Source organism: Arthrobacter sp. EPSL27 (assembly GCF_001512305.1).
Lineage (GTDB): Bacteria > Actinomycetota > Actinomycetes > Actinomycetales > Micrococcaceae > Arthrobacter.
Genome location: NZ_LNUT01000004.1, coordinates 790,246 through 808,802, shown reverse-complemented (window position 1 = coordinate 808,802; position 18,557 = coordinate 790,246). Strand labels below are relative to the sequence as shown.

17 protein-coding genes are annotated in these 18,557 nt (G+C 68.4%); 6 read left to right on the top strand and 11 right to left on the bottom strand.

Translation table 11 applies throughout. The features are described from left to right. Window positions 1-43: 43 nt before the first annotated feature. Window positions 44-2,260, bottom strand: a complete 2,217-nt coding sequence (locus AR539_RS08270; protein ID WP_066434686.1) for an acetyl/propionyl/methylcrotonyl-CoA carboxylase subunit alpha — start codon at window positions 2,258-2,260, stop codon at window positions 44-46. Between the two features lie 7 nt (window positions 2,261-2,267). Next, window positions 2,268-3,875 (bottom strand): carboxyl transferase domain-containing protein, encoded by a 1,608-nt coding sequence (locus AR539_RS08265; RefSeq protein ID WP_066434684.1) that lies wholly within the window; start codon window positions 3,873-3,875, stop codon window positions 2,268-2,270. 145 nt (window positions 3,876-4,020) lie between these two features. On the opposite strand from AR539_RS08265, the gene AR539_RS08260 reads away from it, so the two are divergent. After that, window positions 4,021-4,659: an SACE_7040 family transcriptional regulator gene (locus tag AR539_RS08260; RefSeq protein ID WP_066434680.1), complete on the top strand. Its 639-nt coding sequence runs from the start codon at window positions 4,021-4,023 to the stop codon at window positions 4,657-4,659. 415 nt (window positions 4,660-5,074) lie between these two features. Here AR539_RS08260 and AR539_RS08255 read toward each other — a convergent pair whose 3' ends face one another. The 3 genes from AR539_RS08255 to pdhA are packed head-to-tail and all read right to left on the bottom strand — an operon-like array spanning window position 5,075 to window position 8,666. Then, complete coding sequence (locus tag AR539_RS08255; protein ID WP_066434676.1) at window positions 5,075-6,481, bottom strand: dihydrolipoamide acetyltransferase family protein; 1,407 nt, start codon at window positions 6,479-6,481, stop codon at window positions 5,075-5,077. After that, complete coding sequence (locus tag AR539_RS08250; protein ID WP_066434673.1) at window positions 6,478-7,488, bottom strand: alpha-ketoacid dehydrogenase subunit beta; 1,011 nt, start codon at window positions 7,486-7,488, stop codon at window positions 6,478-6,480. The genes AR539_RS08255 and AR539_RS08250 overlap by 4 nt, the downstream gene beginning before the upstream one ends. After that, window positions 7,488-8,666, bottom strand: coding sequence for a pyruvate dehydrogenase (acetyl-transferring) E1 component subunit alpha (pdhA, locus tag AR539_RS08245; protein WP_157360947.1), 1,179 nt, complete (start codon window positions 8,664-8,666; stop codon window positions 7,488-7,490). The genes AR539_RS08250 and pdhA overlap by 1 nt, the downstream gene beginning before the upstream one ends. A 196-nt stretch (window positions 8,667-8,862) precedes the next feature. Here pdhA and AR539_RS08240 point away from each other — a divergent pair, with 196 nt between their 5' ends. Then, the gene (locus AR539_RS08240) at window positions 8,863-9,336 is read left to right on the top strand and encodes an Lrp/AsnC family transcriptional regulator (RefSeq protein ID WP_066434670.1); all 474 of its coding nucleotides are present in this window, start codon (window positions 8,863-8,865) and stop codon (window positions 9,334-9,336) included. Window positions 9,337-9,446: 110 nt separating this feature from the next. Here the strand turns inward: AR539_RS08240 and AR539_RS08235 are convergent, their stop codons facing one another. Both AR539_RS08235 and AR539_RS08230 read right to left on the bottom strand, forming a co-directional pair. Further along, entirely contained in the window at window positions 9,447-11,066 is a 1,620-nt protein-coding gene (locus AR539_RS08235) for a solute symporter family protein (protein WP_066434666.1), read from the bottom strand. After that, window positions 11,063-11,443 (bottom strand): DUF485 domain-containing protein, encoded by a 381-nt coding sequence (locus tag AR539_RS08230; RefSeq protein ID WP_066434663.1) that lies wholly within the window; start codon window positions 11,441-11,443, stop codon window positions 11,063-11,065. The genes AR539_RS08235 and AR539_RS08230 overlap by 4 nt, the downstream gene beginning before the upstream one ends. Window positions 11,444-11,662: 219 nt before the next feature. Between AR539_RS08230 and AR539_RS08225 the strand changes: the two genes are divergently transcribed. Genes AR539_RS08225 through AR539_RS08210 form a run of 4 tightly spaced genes read left to right on the top strand, consistent with a single transcriptional unit; the run spans window position 11,663 to window position 15,520 of the window. Continuing rightward, window positions 11,663-12,880 carry a sensor histidine kinase gene (locus tag AR539_RS08225; protein WP_066434661.1) on the top strand — a complete coding sequence of 406 codons (1,218 nt, stop codon included), beginning with the start codon at window positions 11,663-11,665 and terminating at the stop codon, window positions 12,878-12,880. Window positions 12,881-12,922: 42 nt separating this feature from the next. Then, window positions 12,923-13,642, top strand: coding sequence for a LytR/AlgR family response regulator transcription factor (locus AR539_RS08220; protein ID WP_066434659.1), 720 nt, complete (start codon window positions 12,923-12,925; stop codon window positions 13,640-13,642). Further along, complete coding sequence (locus AR539_RS08215; RefSeq protein ID WP_066434657.1) at window positions 13,639-14,046, top strand: hypothetical protein; 408 nt, start codon at window positions 13,639-13,641, stop codon at window positions 14,044-14,046. Before AR539_RS08220 ends, AR539_RS08215 begins: the two co-directional genes overlap by 4 nt. Before the next feature lie 7 nt (window positions 14,047-14,053). Then, on the top strand, window positions 14,054-15,520 hold the full coding sequence (locus AR539_RS08210) for a sodium/solute symporter (RefSeq protein WP_066434654.1): 1,467 nt from the start codon (window positions 14,054-14,056) through the stop codon (window positions 15,518-15,520). A 36-nt stretch (window positions 15,521-15,556) separates the two neighbouring features. Here AR539_RS08210 and AR539_RS08205 read toward each other — a convergent pair whose 3' ends face one another. The 4 genes from AR539_RS08205 to pyrH form a co-directional block, all read right to left on the bottom strand. Beyond that, on the bottom strand, window positions 15,557-16,135 hold the full coding sequence (locus AR539_RS08205; RefSeq protein WP_066434649.1) for a DivIVA domain-containing protein: 579 nt from the start codon (window positions 16,133-16,135) through the stop codon (window positions 15,557-15,559). Between the two features lie 82 nt (window positions 16,136-16,217). Next, window positions 16,218-17,138, bottom strand: a complete 921-nt coding sequence (locus AR539_RS08200) for a phosphatidate cytidylyltransferase (protein ID WP_066434647.1) — start codon at window positions 17,136-17,138, stop codon at window positions 16,218-16,220. Further along, entirely contained in the window at window positions 17,138-17,695 is a 558-nt protein-coding gene (frr, locus tag AR539_RS08195; RefSeq protein WP_066434645.1) for a ribosome recycling factor, read from the bottom strand. The genes AR539_RS08200 and frr overlap by 1 nt, the downstream gene beginning before the upstream one ends. Window positions 17,696-17,810: 115 nt before the next feature. Next, window positions 17,811-18,548 carry a UMP kinase gene (gene pyrH / locus AR539_RS08190; RefSeq protein WP_066434642.1) on the bottom strand — a complete coding sequence of 246 codons (738 nt, stop codon included), beginning with the start codon at window positions 18,546-18,548 and terminating at the stop codon, window positions 17,811-17,813. Between the last annotated feature and the right edge of the window lie 9 nt (window positions 18,549-18,557).

Below are 18,557 nucleotides of genomic sequence, written 5' to 3'. Positions count from 1 at the left end.
GGTGCTGTCTGGGAAATACGGTCTGGTGGTGAAGCTTGGGAATCTAGTCCGCCGCGCCCATTGCTATGACGGCTTCCTCGATGGTGTCTTCCGCTTTCGAAGGCTCCCCCGTGTGAGCGGGGTGGACAGTGGCGAGGACCTGGTCCGCCTTGACCAGGTCGCCGGTGCCGGCGCTGATGTGGACGGTGCCGTCCAGCGGGGCCACCAGCTGGTGCTCCATCTTCATGGCCTCCACCGCGAGCAGGACCTGTCCGGCGGTGACGGCATCCCCGTTGTTCACGGAGACGGACACCACCGTGCCCGGCATCGGCGAGCGCACCGCGGGGTCCGCTGCGCCTTCCTCCTTCTCGATGGCGGCCAGCACCCGGGCCAGCCGGGCTTCGCGGGTGAGCACCTCGAGCCGGCAGGACCAGCCCTCGTTGCCGAGGAAGATCCCGTCGGGCACGCCGGGCGCCTGGTTGTCCCGGGCCGGGGCGGTGGGTCCGGTGGAGGCCGGGGCGAGGCGGTAGATGCGGTCCACACCGTCCAGGGTCACCATCACGTCGTTGCGGCTGCGGAACTGCAGGGACGCCCGGCGGTGCGGTCCGTCGCCGACCGCGACGGTCACGTCGGTCGAGGTTGCGCTGCCCTGCACGTACACGGAGGCGACGCCGCCGCCGGGCGTCCCCAGGCTGACCATCCGCGGGGCCGGAACGCCCAGGCGCCAGCCGTCCCGCCGCAGCCAGGGACCGTCAACGGCGGCCGTGTTGTGCTCCTCCATGGCCAGCGCATACAGCGCGGCCGCCACCAGTTCGGCGTCGTCCACGCGCCGGAAGCTGAACTCGGGCATCTTGCGCTCGATCAGGCCGGTGTCCAGCCGTCCGGCGCGGACGTCGACGTCGTTGATCAGCAGCCGCAGGTATTCGACGTTGGTGTCAATGCCCAGCGCGGTGTACCCGGCGAGGGCCTCATCCAGGGTGTCCAGCGCCTCCGCCCGGTTTTCGCCCCACGCGATGACTTTGGAGATCATCGGGTCGTAGCTGCTGGAGATCTGCAGGCCCTCCAGCAGTGCCGAATCGACCCGGACCTTGCCGCTGGCTGTGTCCGGCAGTTCGTCCAGCAGCACAACCTGTCCGATGGAGGGCAGGAAGTTCTTCTCCGGGACCTCGGCGTAGACGCGGGCCTCCACGGAGTGCCCGGTGAGCACGACGTCGTCCTGGCGGACGGTGAGCTCCTCGCCGGCGGCGATGCGCACCTGCCATTCGACCAGGTCGATGCCGGTGACCATTTCGGTGACGGGGTGCTCGACCTGCAGGCGGGTGTTCATCTCCATAAAGAAGAACTCGTCCGGGGCGCTGTCCGAGACCAGGAACTCCACGGTGCCGGCGCCGGAGTAGTGGACGCTGCGCGCCGCGTTGCAGGCGGCTTCGCCGAGGCGGGCGCGGATGGCCTCGCCGTCGGGCAGGTTTTCCAGCAGCGGCGAGGGGGCTTCCTCGATGACCTTCTGGTGGCGGCGCTGCAGGGAGCACTCGCGCTCCCCCAGGTGGATGACGTTGCCGTGGTTGTCCGCCAGCACCTGCACCTCGATGTGCCGCGGCGTGAGCACCAGGCGCTCCAGGAACAGGGTGTCGTCACCGAAGGCGCTGGCCGCGACCCGGCGGGCGGTGGCCAGGGTGTCCGCGAGGTCCTCGGGGCGTTCCACGATGTGCATCCCCTTCCCGCCGCCGCCGGCGGAGGGCTTGATGAGCAGCGGGTATCCGACGCCGGCCGCGGCCTCGATCAGCTGCGCGTCCGTCATGCCGGGCTCCGCGATGCCCGGAACCACTGGCACGCCGTAGCCGGTGACGTGGTTCTTGGAGCGGATCTTGTCGCCCATGACGTTGAGGGATTCGACGCCGGGGCCGATGAACGTGAGGCCCGCTTTCTCCAGGGCGCGGGCGAAGTCGACGTTCTCGCTCAGGAAGCCGTAGCCAGGATGCACGGCTTCGGCGCCGGTCTCTCGGCAGGCCTGGATGATGGCCTCGATTTTGAGGTAGCTCTCGGCCGCGGCCGCCGGGCCGATCCGCACGGCGACATCCGCCTCCCGCACGTGCCGGGCGCCGGCGTCGGCGTCCGAATAGACGGCGACCGAGCGGATGCCCAGGGCGCGCAGCGTGCGGATCACGCGGCAGGCGATCTCGCCGCGGTTGGCGACGAGCACGGTGCCGAACAGCGGTGCGCTGTGCTCCGTTGTCGGAGAAGCTTCAGTCGGAGAAGTTTCAGTCGGTGAAGAAATGGTCATGGCTGGCTCACATCCGGAAAAGGCCGAAGGAGGTCTCCGGCAGCGGGGTGCGGGAGACGACGTCGAGCGCCAGTCCCAGGACGGTGCGGGTGTCCGCGGGGTCGATCACGCCGTCGTCCCAGAGGCGGGCGGTGGAATAGTAGGGGCTGCCCTGGTCCTCGTACTGCTGCTTGATCGGGGCCTTGAACGCGTCCTCGTCCGCGGCGGACCATTCCTCGCCGCGGGCCTCGTACTGGTCCCGCTTGACGGTGGCGAGCACGCTGGAGGCCTGGTTCCCGCCCATCACGGAGATCCGGGAGGCCGGCCACATCCAAAGGAAGCGCGGCGAGTAGGCCCGGCCGCACATGGAGTAGTTGCCGGCGCCGAAGGACCCGCCGATCACGACGGTCAGCTTGGGCACGCGCGCGGTGGCGACGGCGGTGACCATCTTCGCGCCGTTCTTGGCGATGCCGCCCTGTTCGTAATCCTTGCCGACCATAAAGCCCGAGAGGTTCTGCAGGAAGATCAGCGGGATGCCGCGCTGGTCGCAGAGCTCGATGAAGTGGGCTCCCTTGAGCGAGGATTCGCTGAAGAGCACGCCGTTGTTCGCGACGATGCCCACGGGGTGGCCGTGCAGCTTGGCGAAACCCGTGACCAGGGTGGTGCCGTAGTTCTTCTTGAATTCGTGGAAGCGGCTGCCGTCCACCAGCCGGGCGATGACCTCGCGGACGTCGTACTGGGCGTTGACGTCGGTGGGGACGGCGCCGTACAGCTCCTCCGGGTCGGCCACCGGCTCGACGACGGTGTCGACGTCCCAGGCGGGGGCGGCCGGCTTCGGCAGGGTGGAGACGATGTCGCGGACGATCTGGAGGGCATGCTCATCGTTCTCGGCCAGGTGGTCCGTCACGCCGGAGATCTTCGAGTGCACGTCGCCGCCGCCGAGCTCCTCCGCCGTGACGATCTCGCCGATCGCGGCTTTCACCAGCGGCGGACCGCCCAGGAAGATGGTGCCCTGGTTGCGGACAATCACGGTTTCATCGCTCATGGCGGGCACGTAGGCGCCGCCGGCGGTGCAGGAGCCCATCACGGAGGCGATCTGCGGGATCTTCGCCGCGGACATCTTGGCCTGGTTGAAGAAGATCCGGCCGAAGTGCTCCTTGTCCGGGAAGACCTCGTCCTGCTTGGGCAGGAAGGCCCCGCCGGAGTCCACCAGGTAGATGCAGGGCAGCCGGTTCTCCAGCGCGATCTCCTGGGCGCGGAGATGCTTCTTGACCGTCATCGGGTAGTAGGTGCCGCCCTTGACGGTGGCGTCGTTGGAGATCACCAGGACCTGGCGGCCGTGGACCAGCCCGATCCCGGCAATCACGCCGGCGCCGGGCGAATCGCCGTCGTACATGCCGTCGGCGGCCAGCGGGGCGATCTCAAGGAACGGGCTGCCGTCGTCGAGCAACTGGTCGATGCGCTCGCGCGGCAGGAGCTTGCCGCGGGCCACGTGCCGCTCCCGGGACTTTTGCGGCCCGCCCAGCGCGGCCGTGGCGAGGCGTTCCTTCAGCTCGCGGGCCAGCCCCAGCTGGGCCTCGCGGTTCGCGGCGTAGGCGGCGCTCGCGGCGTCCACCTGGCTGGCGATTGTCTCCATTGACTGCTTCCGTTCTGGGCCTTCATGCTGGGGACCTGACCTGAGCCCGCCCCAGCCATTTCGGTTAGTACCGCATAACTGAGATTTAGGTTAGTCTCTATTAACTGTGATGTCCAACACGGCCTGCGGGGGCTGACAAGTCGAGATGAGGGATGCGCCGGTGACCGAGCTTCCGACCACCCAGCGCGGCCAGGCGAAGGAGAACCGCCGCCAGGCGCTGCTGTCCTCGGCCGCCGCCCTGTTCGCCGTCGACGGGTTCAACCGCGTGTCCCTCGAGGACCTCGGCGCTGCTGCCGGCGTCAGCGGCCCGGCCGTGTACCGCCACTTCGCCGGCAAGCAGGCTGTCCTGGGGGCGCTCCTGCTGAGCGTCAGCCAGGAACTGCTCGACGGCGGCCGGCGGGTGGTTGCCGATTCCGGCGGCGCGTCCGAGGCGCTGCACAAGCTGGTGGAGTTCCACGTGGACTTCGCCCTCAGCAACCCGGACGTCATCCGGGTGCAGGACCAGGACTTCAGCAACCTCGCCGACGACGACCAGGCCGAGGTCCGCACCCTGCAGCGGAACTACGTGGAGCTCTGGGTCGAGGTCCTGGCCGGGCTGCACCCCGGGACCGAGGCCGCCGAGCTGCGGATGCGGGCCCACGCCACGTTCGGCCTCATCAACTCCACCCCCCACTCAGTGCGCAGCCACGGGCGGCGGATTGCGGTCAAACGCGCTCGGCCGCTGCTGCAGAGCATGGCCCTGGCGGCCCTCCTGGCCCCGGCGGTTCCCGAACCGCTCGGATAGCCGGCGCTCCGGGGGCACATTGGCGCGGACACGCCGCTGAACCAGGCGCCGACGTCGGGATCTGAGCCCAAAGTGCCCCCGGACGGAGAAACCCCGGTCGCACAACAGGACTGCTGCCCTCTTTCTAAGCCACCTTCCGGCCGCCGGGGCTCCGGGGGCACATTGGCGCGGACACGCCGCTAAACAAGGCGCCGACGTCGGGATCCGGGCCCAAAGTGCCCGCGGACGGCGAAACCCAGGGCGCACAGCAGAACCGCCCGATAAGCCACCTTCCGGCCGGCGGCGCTCCGGGGGCACATTGGCGCGGACACGCCGCTAAACCAGGCGCCGACGTCGGGATCCGTCCCCGAAGTGCCCCCGGACGGCAAAAGGCCGGGCACCCACCACGTGAATGCCCGGCCTTTGAGCCCTGTGGCTAGACCATCGCGAGGACCATGCCCGGGTCGGACAGCATGGCGCCGAGGTCCTGCAGGAAACGCGAGCCCTGCTCGCCGTCGACCAGGCGGTGGTCGAAGGAGAGGCTGAGCGTCATGACCTGGCGCAGCGCCACCTCGTCCTGGTATTCCCACGGCATCTTCCGCACGGCTCCCAGGGCCAGGATGGCGGCCTCGCCCGGGTTGAGGATGGGCGTGCCGGCGTCGATGCCAAAGACACCGATGTTGGTGATGGAGATGGTGCCCCCGGACAGCTCGGACGGGGCGGTCTTGCCCGCCCGGGCCGTGTCCGTCAGTGCGGTCAGCGCCGTGGAGAGCTCCAGCAGGGACATCCGGTGGGCGTCCTTGATGTTCGGCACGGTGAGGCCCCGCGGGGTGGCAGCCGCAATGCCCAGGTTCACGTAGTTGTACTGGACGATTTCCTGGGTCGCCTCGTCCCAGCGCGAGTTGAGCGTGGGGTGGTTGCGCAGGGCGATGAGCACGGCCTTGGACACCAGGGTCAGCGGGGTGAGCTTGTAGCCGGCAAACGCCCGGCTGGCCTTGAGCTTTGCCAGCAGCTCCATAGTGGGGGTGACGTCGACGGTGAGAAACTCCGTGACGTGCGGAGCGGTGAAGGCGCTGGAGACCATGGCGGCAGCGGTGTGCTTCCGCACGCCCTTGATGGGGGTCCGGGTCTCCCGTTCGCCGTCCGCCGCGGCTTGCGGGGCAACCCCGGCCAGGTCCTGCGGCGCGACGGGCAGGTCTCCCCCGCCGACGAAGTTGCGGACGTCCTCCCGGGTGATCAGGCCGTGTTCCCCGGTGCCGGTGACGGCGGCCAGGTCAACTCCGAGGTCCTTGGCCAGCTTCCGCACGGGCGGCGTGGACCGCGGGCGCTCGGCCTGCAGCGGCGCTGCGGCAACAGCTGCCACGGGCTCGATGACCGGGGCGGGGGCTGCGGCCGGCGCGGACACCGGCGCAGCCACCGGGGCGGGTGCGGCCGCGGCAGCCGGAACCGCCTGCGCGGCGAAGGTGCGGGCGCGGCGTGCCGGGCGGCCGGAAGTCTCCAGGACGGCGCCGTAGCCCACCAGGTTCGGTTCGCGTCTGGCCGGAGCCCCGGCGTCGGAACCGGTGCCACCGGCGGCGGGACCGCCGTCGTCGCCTGCAACCTCGAAGGAAACAATGGGCTTGCCCACCTCGACGACGGTGCCGGGCTGTTCGTGCAGGGCGGCCACGACGCCGGCAAACGGCGAGGGAAGCTCCACCACGGCCTTGGCCGTTTCCACCTCCGCGATGATCTGGTTGAGCGCGACGGTATCCCCCACCGCAACCTTCCACGCGACGATTTCCGATTCGGTGAGACCCTCACCGAGGTCCGGCAGCTTGAATTCCTTGATCATGGTGGCGCTCATCCTTCCAGCCCGCTCAGGGAGTTGGGGCGGCCCAGGGCACGGTCGACGCCGTCCAGGATCCGGTCCAGGCCCGGGAGGTGGTGCATTTCAAGCTTCGAGTAGGGGTACGGGACATCGAAGCCGGTGATGCGGACCGGGGCGGCCTCCAGGTGGTAGAAGCAGCGTTCGGTGATGCTGGCGGCCACCTCGGCGCCGAGGCCGCCGGTCTGCGAGGCTTCGTGCGTGATGACCAGCCGGCCGGTCTTCCGGACCGAGGCTTCCAGGGTGGCGAAGTCCACCGGGGCGAGCGAGCGCAGGTCGATGACCTCGACCGACACCCCCTCGTCCGCGGCGGCGAGCGCGGCGTCCTTGGCGGTCTTGACCAGCGGGCCGTAGGCCACGAGGGTCACGTCGGTGCCCTCGGTGACGACGCGGGCCTTTTCCAGGGACAGCGCGGCGCCGAGGTCCAGGGTCTCGTCCACCTCGCCCTTGTCGTGGTAGCGGCGCTTGGGCTCGAAGTACAGGACGGGATCGTCGGAGGCGATGGCCTGCTGGATCATGGTGTGGGCGTCCTGCGGGTTGGAGACGGAGACAACGCGCAGGCCCGAGGTGTGGGTGAAGTAGGCCTCGGGTGATTCGGAGTGGTGTTCGGGTGAGCCGATGCCGCCGCCGAAGGGCACGCGGATGGTGATGGGCATCTTGACCGCGCCCTGGGTGCGGTAGTGCATCTTGGCGACCTGGCTGACGATCTGGTCGAAGGCCGGGTAGATGAAGCCGTCGAACTGGATCTCCACCACCGGGCGGTAGCCGCGGTAGGCAAGTCCGACGGCGGTGCCCATGATGCCGGATTCTGCCAGTGGAGTGTCCACGACGCGGTGCTTGCCGAAGTCCTTCTGCAGCCCGTCGGTGACGCGGAAGACGCCGCCGAGCGCGCCGATGTCCTCGCCCATGAGGACTACCTTGGGATCATTCTCGAGGGACTTGCGCAGGCCCGAATTGATGGCTCGGGCAAAGGTCATCTGCGTCATCAGCGTGCACCTTCTTCAGTGGCGGCTTCTGCGGGATCGCCGAAGGAAGCCAGGTAACGGGAATAGTGGTCCTGCTGGCGGTCCAGCGAGGAGTTGGGCGTGCTGTAGACGTGCTTGAAGATGTCCATCGGCGCCGGGTCGGGCATGTTGATGGTGCCGGAGCGCAGCGCCTTGGCCACGGCGTCCGCCGCGGCGGCGACGGTGGCTTCGAGCTCCTCGGGGAGCAGCCCCTTGCGCTCCAGCAGTGTTTTCAGCCGGGCGATCGGGTCCTTGGCGGCCCAGTCCTCAAGTTCGTTGGCATCGCGGTACCGGGTGGGGTCGTCCGCCGTCGTGTGCGGGCCCATGCGGTAGGTGACGGCTTCGATGAAGGTGGGTCCGCCGCCGTGGCGGGCACGGTCGAGGGCGATGCGGGTCGCGGCCATCACGGCCAGGACGTCGTTGCCGTCCACGCGCATGCTGGGGATGCCGAAGCCGGCGGCACGGTCCGCGATCTGGATGTGGGACTGCAGGCGGACGGGCTCGGAAATGGCCCAGTGGTTGTTCTGGCAGAAGAAGACCACCGGGGCCTGGAAGCTGGCCGCGAACACCATGGCCTCGTTGACGTCGCCCTCGCTCGTGGCGCCGTCGCCGAAGTAGGCCACGGCGACCGAGTCGGCGCCGTCGTTCTGGATTCCCATCGCGTAGCCGGTGGCATGCAGGGACTGGGCGCCGATGATGATCTGCTGCGTGGCGACGTTGACTGTGTAGGGGTCCCAGCCGGCCAGCGCGTTGCCCCGCCAGGCTTTGACGATGTCCTCGGGGTTGACCCCGCGGCAGTAGGCGACGCCGTTGTCACGGTAGCTGGGGAAGACGAAGTCGTCGTCGCGAAGGGCCCGGGCCGAGCCGATCTGGGAGGCTTCCTGGCCCAGCAGCGGCGGCCAGAGGGCGAGTTCACCCTGGCGCTGCAGAGCCGTGGCCTCGGCATCGATCCGGCGGATGACCACCATGTCCTCGTAGAGCGCACCCAACTGTTCGTCGGTGACGTCCTGCAGCCAGGGGTCAAACTCGGGATGGCTGACGCGTTCACCCCCGGGGGTGATGAGCTGAACGAGGTCCCCGCCCGTCCGCCTGTTTGATTCTGCACTGTTCCCGGGGCCCCCGGCGGAAATGCCGCCCTTGCCCGCGTCGTCGGTAAACACAGTTGTCCGCACCTTCTGACGTCGTCTGACCACTGCTCGCAGGGACTCGTGATCCCGGTGCGCACCGGCCGCCCGGGCGCCGTTGCCCCGGATAGTTGTGACCCTACTCACAATGCCCATTGGGTACAACCACCCCCGGATAAATTGAGCATTCTGCACCGCCGGGCATGCTGGCACCGTGCTAATCTTGCGCATTATGCAACCCTTGGATGGCACCGACACCCGCCTGCTTTCGGCGATGGCCCGGGACCCCCGCGGGACCGTCGTGGCACTGGCCCAGAAGCTGGGATTGTCGCGGAATACCGTGCAGGCCCGGATGGCCCAGCTGGAGAAGAAACACGTGTTCCTCTCCTTTGAGCGCCGCATCAATCCGGCCGCGCTGGGCTACCCGCTGATGGCCTTCATTTCCGTGCATGTGCAGCAGCAGAAGCTGGGCCGGCTGGCCGGAGAGCTGGCCGACATTCCGGAGATCCTGGAGGGTTACGGCCTGACCGGATCGGCCGACCTGCTGCTGCGGGTGGTGGCGCTCGACGCCGAGGACCTGTTCCGGATCAACGGCAAGATCCTCGCTTGCGACGGCGTGGACCGGACGGACACGGCCCTGGCCATGAGCGAGATGATCCCGTTCCGGATCCAGCCGCTGCTCGAACGCGGCTCGGCCGAAGGCTGACGCTTAGCCCCCGCGAGCCGCCGGCCCCCGGGATTTCATGGACACAAACAGCAGGAGCCCCCGTGCGGCTGCACGGGGGCTCCTGCTGTGTGGGGCCGGTTCCGGCGCCGTTAGTGGTTGGTGGCCTTCTCGGCGCCCACACCCGTGAGGGAACGGACTTCCATTTCGGCCTGCTTGGAGGTGTCTTCGAGCCGCTTGTCCAGCACGGTGCCCAGCCAGCCCAGGAAGAACGCGAGCGGGATGGAGACGATGCCGGGGTTGCTCAGCGGGAAGATCGCGAAGTTGGCGCCCGGAATCATCGACGTCTTCGCTCCCGACACCACCGGGGACAGGGCGATCAGGATGATCGCCGATCCCAGGCCGCCGTACATGCTCCAGATGGCGCCCTGGGTGGTGAAGCGGCGCCAGAACAGCGAGTACAGGATGGTGGGCAGGTTGGCCGATGCCGCGACGGCGAAGGCCAGTGCCACGAGGAACGCGACGTTCTGCCCGTTGGCGAAGATGCCGCCGATGATCGCCAGGATACCGATCACGACGACGGTCTTCCGGGCCACCTTGACCTCGGTGTCAGGATCGGCCTTGCCCTTGGCCAGGACGTTGGCGTAGATGTCGTGCGCAAACGACGCCGCGGCCGTGATGGTGAGGCCGGCGACGACGGCCAGGATGGTGGCGAAGGCCACCGCGGAGATGAAGCCGAGCAGCAGCGGTCCGCCGAGGTGGAAGGCCAGCAGCGGCGCCGCGGAGTTCACGCCGCCCGGGGCGGCCTTGATGGTGTCAGCGCCCACCAGGGCAGCGGCACCGTAGCCGAGCACCAGGGTGAAGAGGTAGAACAGGCCGATCAGCCAGATGGACCAGACCACGGACTTGCGGGCTTCCTTGGCGGTCGGGACCGTGTAGAAGCGCATCAGCACGTGCGGCAGGGCCGCGGTGCCGAGGACCAGTGCCAGGCCGAGGGACAGGAAGTCCAGCTTGGAGGTCTCGGACTTGCCGTACTGCAGGCCCGGGTTGAGGATGTTCGGGTTGCCTGCGGTCTCCACCGCACCGCCGAGCAGGGCGGAGAGGTTGAAGCCGTAGATTGCCAGGACCCAGAGGGTCATGACCGCGGCGCCGGCAATCAGCAGGATGGCCTTGATGATCTGGACCCAGGTGGTGCCCTTCATGCCGCCGATCAGGACGTACATGATCATCAGGGCGCCGACGACGATGATCACCAACGCCTGCCCGCCCCAGTCGCTGATGCCGAGCAGCAGGGAGATCAGGCTGCCGGCGCCGGCCATCTGGGCCAGGAGGTAGAAGAAGCAGACCGCGAGCGTGGAGATGGCGGCGGCGATGCGCACGGGACGCTGCCTGAGCCGGAAGGAGAGGACATCGGCCATGGTGAACTTGCCGGTGTTGCGCAGCAGTTCGGCGACGAGCAGCAGGGCAACGAGCCAGGCGACGAGGAAGCCGATGGAGTACATAAAGCCGTCGTAGCCGTTGATGGCGATGGCGCCGGTGATGCCCAGGAAGGATGCGGCTGACAGGTAGTCGCCGGCGATCGCAGTGCCGTTCTGGGAGCCGGTGAAGGACCGCCCGGCCGCGTAGTAGTCGGCGGCGGTCTTGTTGTTACGGCTGGCGCGGAACACGATCACCATGGTGACCGCCACGAACAGGGCGAAGATGCCCATGTTCAGCAGTGTGGTGTCCTTGAGGGCGGCGACGTCAACCGCGGGAACCATAAATGTTGTCATTGTGCTGCCCCGCCCACTCGGTTGCCGTGCTTGTCGAACTCGTGGCCTTCGATTTCCTCACGGATTTCGGCGGCGATGGGGTCCAGCTTCCGGTTCGAGTAGCTGACGTACCAGCCGGTGATGGCGAACGTGGTCACGAACTGAAGCAGGCCCATGATCAGGCCGATGTTGATGTTGCCCCAGACCTTGGTGGACATGAACTCCACCGCGTAGTCGGCCAGCAGGACATAGGCGAAGTACCAGAGCAGAAATGCAATGGCCATCGGAAAAACAAAGCTGCGGTGGCGCTTGCGCAGTTCCTGGAACCGCGGCGTCGATTGGACTTCCTTAAAGTCCACGGCCGCCGCAGCGTCCGTTTCTTGGGCTTCGTGACCCATCGTTCCTCCTCATTGAGACTGGTGAGTCCACACCGGCTGCCCTGGCCTGCTCAGTACAGCCCTCCGGCCAATGTGACTGCAATCACTGTCTCGCGTGATGTGGCTTACATTCCAGATTCACCGCGCCCTGCGTCGCTCAGCGGTCCCGATGCTGCGGTCAGCGGTCCTGAGGCTGCTTTCAGCGGTTCCCGCCCGTACCTCCCGCGATACGCTGGGGCCATGCCCGACTCTCCCCTGTTCACCGCCGCCGCGATTGCCGTGATCGCCGCGGCAATCGCCGTCGTCGTCGCCGTCGGCCTCAAGGTGCTCCGCTCCTTCCGGGAGCTTGGCACGGACGCAGAGCGGGCCACCTACAAGACGCTGCACACGGCCTCCCGGGCCGGCCAGCACCTGCGCACCGGGCTTAATCCGGCCGGCGCCGCGAAGGCGAGCCGCCAGCTGCGCAGCCTGCTGGGCTGCGACGCGCTGGCCATCACGGACGCGTCCGGGGTCCTCGCCTGGGACGGCGCCGGGGAGGAACTCAAGCCGCTGCTGATGGAGCTGTCTGCAGGAGTGTTCGACGGCGGCCACACGGCCGTGATTCCGGCCGGCGAGGTGCAGGAACTCGCCCAGGGCAAGGGCGGCGTCGCCACCCGCCCGGACGTGGAACGCGCCGCGGTGATCGCCCCCATCAAGGCCGGGACACGGGTGGTGGGTGTGGTGGCGGCGTTCGCGCCGGCGGCGGGCGCCGGACTGGTCCGGGCCACCAGCGAAGTGGCCGACTGGGTCGCGACGCAGGTGGAGCTGGCGGAACTGGACGCGTCCCGCACCCTTCTGATGGAGGCCGAGGTGCGCGCGCTCCGGGCCCAGATCAGCCCGCACTTCATCTACAACTCCCTGAATGCGATCGCGTCCTTCATCAACACCGACCCGGTGCGGGCGCGGGAGCTGGTGGTGGAGTTTGCCGATTTCACCCGCTATTCCTTCCGCCGGCACGGCGACTTCACCACCCTCGCCGAGGAACTGCGCTGCATTGACCGGTACCTGCTGCTGGAGCGGGCCCGCTTCGGCGACCGGGTGCAGGTCAGCCTGCGGATCGCCCCGGAGGTGCTCAGTACCGTGATCCCCTTCCTGAGCCTGCAGCCGCTGGTGGAAAACGCCGTGCGGCACGGGCTGGAGGCCAAAGAGGGCCCGGGCCACATCACCATCACGGCCAACGATTCCGGCGCCTTCGCCGAGGTGACCATTGAGGACGACGGCGTGGGCATGGACCCGGAGCAGCTGCGGGCTGTCCTCGCGGGGCACGGCGAGGGCGACCATGTGGGCCTGCGCAACGTCGATGCCCGGCTGCGGCAGGTGTACGGCGACGACCACGGACTGGTGATCGAGACGGCGCCCGGCGAAGGCACGCTGATCACCATGCGGGTCCCCAAGTCCCAGCCCCGCCACGACGCCTGAGCCTGCGGCCGGCGCCGGTACCCGCGGCAGTAGTCTTGAACCATGATTAACGTCCTCGTCGCCGATGACGAGCTGCCCGCTGTCGAGGAACTGGCATTCCTGCTCGGCAAGGATGACCGGATCGGCACCATTCACCGCGCGTCCTCTGGTGCCGAGGCGCTGCGGGCCCTCGAAGCCGAGGACGTCGACGCAGTGTTCCTCGACATCCACATGCCGGCGCTCTCCGGGCTGGACATCGCGCGCGTGATCTCACGCAGCAGCAAGCCGCCCGCCGTCGTGTTTGTCACCGCCGACGAGGACTGCGCGCTGGAGGCGTTCGAACTGGCCGCCGTCGACTATCTCCTGAAACCCGTCCGGGCCGAACGGCTGGCGAAGTCCGTCGGCAGGATCTGCGAACTGCTCAAGGACGGCGCCCCGCCGCCGGAGATGATCACCGTGGACCTGGGCGGCACCACGAAGATGATCCGCCGGGAGGACGTCACGTACGTCCAGGCCCAGGGCGACTACGCCAGGCTGCACACCGCGGACGCCAGCTACCTCATCCGCGTCCCGCTGGCCGACCTGGAGCAGCAGTGGGCCGACGCCGGGTTCCTCCGGATCCACCGCTCGTACCTCATCGCGCTGACCCACGTCAGCCACATGAAGCTCGCCGCCACCCGGCCGAGCGTCACGGTGGCGGGGGCCGAGCTGCCCATCAGCCGCCGGCACCTGCCGTCCGTCCGGGAGAAGCTCGAAACGACCCGGATCCGGCCGCAGTCATGACCCGCGTCCGCGTCACCGCGCCACGAAGGGTTGATCAAAGCAGGGCCGCTGCGGGCAGTGGAACCGCGGGTGGCAGCGCGCTTCCCGGCGGCCGGCCGCCCGCCGATGCGCGCGAAGCCGCCGAGGAATCCGACGCCGGCCAGGTGTTTGTCCGTTCGCTGATCCGCTCCCAGCTGCGGCTGGCGGTGGTGGTGGCCGCGGGTTTCCTGCTGATCCTGGCGGCGTTCCCGCTCATGCTGGGCATCGTTCCGGGCCTCGCCGACTCGACCCTGGCGGGCCTGCCGTTCGACTGGGTGCTGCTGGGGGCGGGGATCTACCCGGTGATCGGGCTCAGCGCCTGGCTCTTCATCCGGACGGCGGCCCGGAACGAGGCCCGCTACCGGGACCTCCTCGGCGATAAATGAGGCACCCGTGAATCCGGCCGTCGGCATCGCCGCGTTCGCCGCCGTGTCCCTCGCCACCGCCGTCATCGGCTTCTACGGGCTGCGGATCTCCCGCACCACCGGGGACTTCTATGTGGCCTCCCGGACCGTGCGGCCCTGGTGGAACGCGTCGGCCATCGGCGGGGAATACCTCTCGGCCGCGAGCTTCCTTGGTGTGGCCGGGCTGATCCTGCTCTCCGGCACGGACGCCCTATGGTTCCCGGTGGGCTACACCGCCGGCTATCTGATGCTGCTGCTCTTCGTCGCGGCACCGCTGCGCAGATCCGGCGCCTACACCATTCCCGACTTCACCGAGGCGAGGCTGGATTCGCGGGTGGTCCGCAGGGTCACCAGCGTGGTGGTGGTGATGGTGGGCTGGCTGTATATCGTTCCGCAGCTCCACGGTGCGGCGCTGGCCATCCGGGCCACCACCGGGCTGCCGGCCTGGGTGGGGCAGGTGGCGGTGGTCGCCGTCGTCTGCGTCACCGTGGTGTCCGGCGGGATGCGGTCCATCACGTTCGTGCAGGCGTTCCAGTACTGGCTGAAGCTGACGGCCCTGGCCGTGCCCATCCTGTTTATTCTCTTCGTGCTCGCGGACTCCGGGACCCCGGCGGTGGCGGCGGCCTCAACCAACCCCACGGGCGCTGCCCCGGCCGGGCTGTACCAGAACATCTCGCTGCTCGTGGCGCTGCTCTTCGGCACCCTCGGCCTGCCGCACGTGCTGGTGCGCTTCTATACCAACCCGGACGGCCAGTCGGCCCGCCGGACCACCTTGATTGTGCTGGGCCTGCTGTCGGTCTTTTACCTGTTCCCGACGGCGTACGGGCTGGTGGGCCGGATGTTCGCCCCCCACCTGGCGCAGAGCGGGCAGGCGGACGCGCTCGTGCTGCTGCTCCCCGGGGAACTGGTGGGCGGGACGGCCGGGGACCTGCTCTCCGCGCTGGTGGTGGCCGGAGCGTTTGCCGCGTTCCTGTCCACCACCTCGGGGCTGGTGGTCTCGCTGGCCGGTGTGATCAGCCAGGACCTCTTCGGCGGCAGCGTCAAGGGCTTCCGCCGGGCTGCCGTCATCTCGGCGGTGGTTCCGCTGGGCATCGCATCCATGACGGGGTCGCTGGCATTGGCCGGAAGTGTCGGCCTGGTGTTTGCGTTCACCGCGTCCACGATCTGCCCGGTGCTGCTGCTGGGCATCTGGTGGCGCGGGCTCACGGACGCCGGCGCCATTGCCGGGATGGTGACGGGAGCCGTGCTGTGCGGCGGGGCGATGGTGGCCGGGGCGGTGCTAGGGGCCGGCGGAACCCCGACGTGGCTGGCACAGCCGGCGGCCTGGACGGTGCCGGCCGCGTTCGCCGTGATGGTCCTGGCCTCCCGCGCCACCCGCGACCGGGTCCCGCGCACCATCACCCGGCTCATGACCCGGCTGCACACGCCGGAGCGGCCGCTGGCCACGGAACGCTGAGGACCAGAGCGCTGAGGACCAGGGCGCTGACCGCGCTCAGTCGATGGCGGCCATAAGTTCGACGACGCGGTCCAGGAAGGCGTCCACCTGGTTCTCCTCGTAGCCGTCCTTGCCGACGGCGGGGCGGAACACAGCGCGCCGGACGTTGTCCACGCTCAGCGGCTGGTCCTCCTCGAGGTAGCCGATCAGGTCATGGCAGAGGTCGTCAACGTCGGTGGTGTTGTAGCTGCGCGCTTTGGCCTTGGCCGGGCGCCGGAAGCGCTGGCCGTCGGGACGGTGCAGCCGTCCGCGGAGGAGGCCCGCGAGGCGTCCGATCTCGCGGAGCCAGGCCTCTTCGCCGCGCTCGGCGACAAGTTCGTCGCGTTCCCGCAGCGCCAGGGCATCCTCCAGGCGGTCCAGCGCCGCGTCCACGTCGGCCGCCGAGTAGCCGCCCTTGACCGGGTCGAACGAGACAGACCGGACGTCCCCGCTCTTGACGGGCCTGGCTGCCGAGCTGGGAGATTCGAAGGACACCCGTGCGCGCTGCATGAACTGGTCCACTTGCTTGGCGTTGTAGCCGTACTGGTTCCGCTGCACGCGGTCAAAGGAAGCAGGAATCTGCCGTTGAATGTCCACTGTAACTATTGTTTCCTTCAATGCCGTTCGGCCGGTTTGCCCGGCACCATTCTAGGGCCCTGCGGGTGGATGGGGAGAAGCCTTACGCGCCGGCAAAGACTGAGTAGAGGATGTAGGCCACCGGGGACGCGAAGACGATCGAGTCCAGCCGGTCCATCACCCCGCCGTGGCCGGGGAGGATGCTGCTCATGTCCTTGATCCCAAGTTCGCGCTTCACCATGGATTCGGCGAGGTCGCCGGCAGTTGCCGCGGCCACCATGCCGACGGCCAGCACCACGCCGACCCACCAGGGTTTGTCCAGCAGGAAGACGGCGGCGAGCACCCCGACCACCGTCGCGCCGGCCACGGACCCGGCGAAGCCTTCCCAGCTTTTCTTGGGGCTGATCTTCGGCGCCATGGGGTGTTTACCGAGTGACGCACCGACGAGGTAGCCGAACGTGTCGTTGGCGACCACAAGGAGCAGGAGCGTGGCGATCTGCCACGCGCCCGGGGGCACGACGCCGTCGGGCCAAAGCCCCACCGGGGTCTCCCCCACGAGCGTGTGCAGCGGCAGCACCGCGAAACTGATGAAGAACGGGACCCACGCCAGGGCAAAGACACCGGCGAAGATGCTGCGCGCCGAACCGGCGGCCCCCTCCAGGGACCGCCAGATCAGCACCGCGACACTGCTGAGCATCATCGCGAACAGGAGGCTTTCCGGCCCGCCAAAGTAAGCGGCCACCGGCATGGCCACGGTGCCGGTCATCACGGGGATGATCGGCAGCCTGGTGCCCGAGGCTTCCAGGGCGCGGAAGATTTCCCAGACGCCGAAGACGCCGAATCCGGTGACGATCAGTACGAACCCGAGCGGGAGGAACAGCAGTCCGCCCAGGACGAAGATGAGCATGCCAAGGCCCACGACAATGGCGGCGGGAAGATTCCTTCCGGCCTTCGGCGTCGGGTTCTTCCTCTGCTTCCCCCGCACCCGGACGTCCGCGCCGGGGTCCCCCTGTTCCTGCGCCATCAGACCTCTAGCAGCTCGGCTTCCTTGCGCTTGAGCAGCTCGTCGATGCCGTCGACGTGGGCCTTGGTGATGGCGTCCAGTTCCTTCTCGCCGCGGCTGCCCTCGTCCTCGCCCGCTTCGCCGTCCTTGACCAGCTTGTCCAGGGTTTCCTTGGCCTTGCGGCGGATGTTGCGGATGGACACCTTGGCGTCCTCGCCCTTGGACTTGACGATCTTGACGTATTCCTTGCGGCGCTCGGACGTCAGTTCCGGGATGGTGATGCGGATGACGTTGCCGTCGTTGGACGGGTTGGCGCCGACCTCGGAGTCGCTGAGGGCGCGTTCGATGTCCCGCAGGGCGGTCTTGTCGAACGGCGTGATCAGGATGGTGCGGGCGTCCGGAATCGCAAAGGAGGCCAGCTGCTGCAGCGGCGTGGGCGAGCCGTAGTAGTCGACCAGGACCTTGTTGTAGAGGCCCGGGTTGGCGCGGCCGGTACGGATCGAGGCGAAGTCTTCCTTGGCTACTTCAACCGCCTTGTCCATCTTGTCCCCGGCTTCGAGCAAGGTTTCTTCGATCACGATCTCTCCTCAGAAATTGGTGCACCCGCTGCTGGCGGGGTGCTGCACGGTCTTGATTGTGTTCCAGACCCCGGCTTCGAGGTGCGGAAATGTCCTGAAAACATCCTAGCCGTTGCTAGGGGGTGACGACGGTGCCCAGGTCCTCGCCGCGGATGGCGCGGGTGACGTTGCCTTCGCCTTCCATGCCGAACACCACCATGGTGAGGTTGTTGTCCTTGCACATGGTCATGGCGGTCTGGTCCATTACGCGGATGTCGCGGCGCAGGGCGTCGTCGTAGCTGAGGCGGTGCAGCTTCTCGGCCGTGGGGTCCTTCTTGGGGTCCGCGGTGTAGACGCCGTCGACGCCGCTCTTGGCCATCAGGACGACGTCGGCGTGGACCTCCATGGCGCGCTGGGCGGCCACGGTGTCAGTGGAGAAGTACGGGAGCCCGGCACCGGCGCCGAAGATGACGACGCGGCCCTTTTCCATGTGGCGGATGGCGCGGCGGGGAATGTACGCCTCGGCGACCTGGCCCATGGTGATGGCGCTCTGCACACGGGTTTCGACGCCGGCCTGCTCCAGGAAGTCCTGGAGGGCCAGGCAGTTCATCACCGTGCCGAGCATGCCCATGTAGTCGGCGCGGGAGCGGTCCATGCCGCTCTGGGAGAGTTCGGCGCCGCGGAAGAAGTTTCCGCCGCCGACGACGATCGCAACCTCGACGTCGGGAACTGCTGCGGCGATCTGCTTGGCCACGCCACGGACGGTATCAGGGTCGACGCCCAGTTTTCCGCCGCCGAAGACCTCGCCGGAAAGCTTCAACAGGACTCGGCGCCGGCTCTTTTTCGGCTGGGCTGAAGTGGTGACGGTTTCCATGGTGCCTTC

Coding starts and splice junctions, on each gene's coding strand:
- AR539_RS08220 (WP_066434659.1), top strand. CDS start 12,923: ATGATTAACGTCCTCGTCGCCGATGACGAGCTGCCCGCTGTCGAGGAA.
- AR539_RS08270 (WP_066434686.1), bottom strand. CDS start 2,260: ATGACCATTTCTTCACCGACTGAAACTTCTCCGACTGAAGCTTCTCCG.
- AR539_RS08265 (WP_066434684.1), bottom strand. CDS start 3,875: ATGGAGACAATCGCCAGCCAGGTGGACGCCGCGAGCGCCGCCTACGCC.
- AR539_RS08200 (WP_066434647.1), bottom strand. CDS start 17,138: ATGGCGCAGGAACAGGGGGACCCCGGCGCGGACGTCCGGGTGCGGGGG.
- AR539_RS08215 (WP_066434657.1), top strand. CDS start 13,639: ATGACCCGCGTCCGCGTCACCGCGCCACGAAGGGTTGATCAAAGCAGG.
- AR539_RS08240 (WP_066434670.1), top strand. CDS start 8,863: ATGCAACCCTTGGATGGCACCGACACCCGCCTGCTTTCGGCGATGGCC.
- AR539_RS08250 (WP_066434673.1), bottom strand. CDS start 7,488: ATGACGCAGATGACCTTTGCCCGAGCCATCAATTCGGGCCTGCGCAAG.
- pyrH (WP_066434642.1), bottom strand. CDS start 18,548: ATGGAAACCGTCACCACTTCAGCCCAGCCGAAAAAGAGCCGGCGCCGA.
- AR539_RS08235 (WP_066434666.1), bottom strand. CDS start 11,066: ATGACAACATTTATGGTTCCCGCGGTTGACGTCGCCGCCCTCAAGGAC.
- AR539_RS08255 (WP_066434676.1), bottom strand. CDS start 6,481: ATGAGCGCCACCATGATCAAGGAATTCAAGCTGCCGGACCTCGGTGAG.
- AR539_RS08260 (WP_066434680.1), top strand. CDS start 4,021: ATGAGGGATGCGCCGGTGACCGAGCTTCCGACCACCCAGCGCGGCCAG.
- AR539_RS08230 (WP_066434663.1), bottom strand. CDS start 11,443: ATGGGTCACGAAGCCCAAGAAACGGACGCTGCGGCGGCCGTGGACTTT.
- AR539_RS08225 (WP_066434661.1), top strand. CDS start 11,663: ATGCCCGACTCTCCCCTGTTCACCGCCGCCGCGATTGCCGTGATCGCC.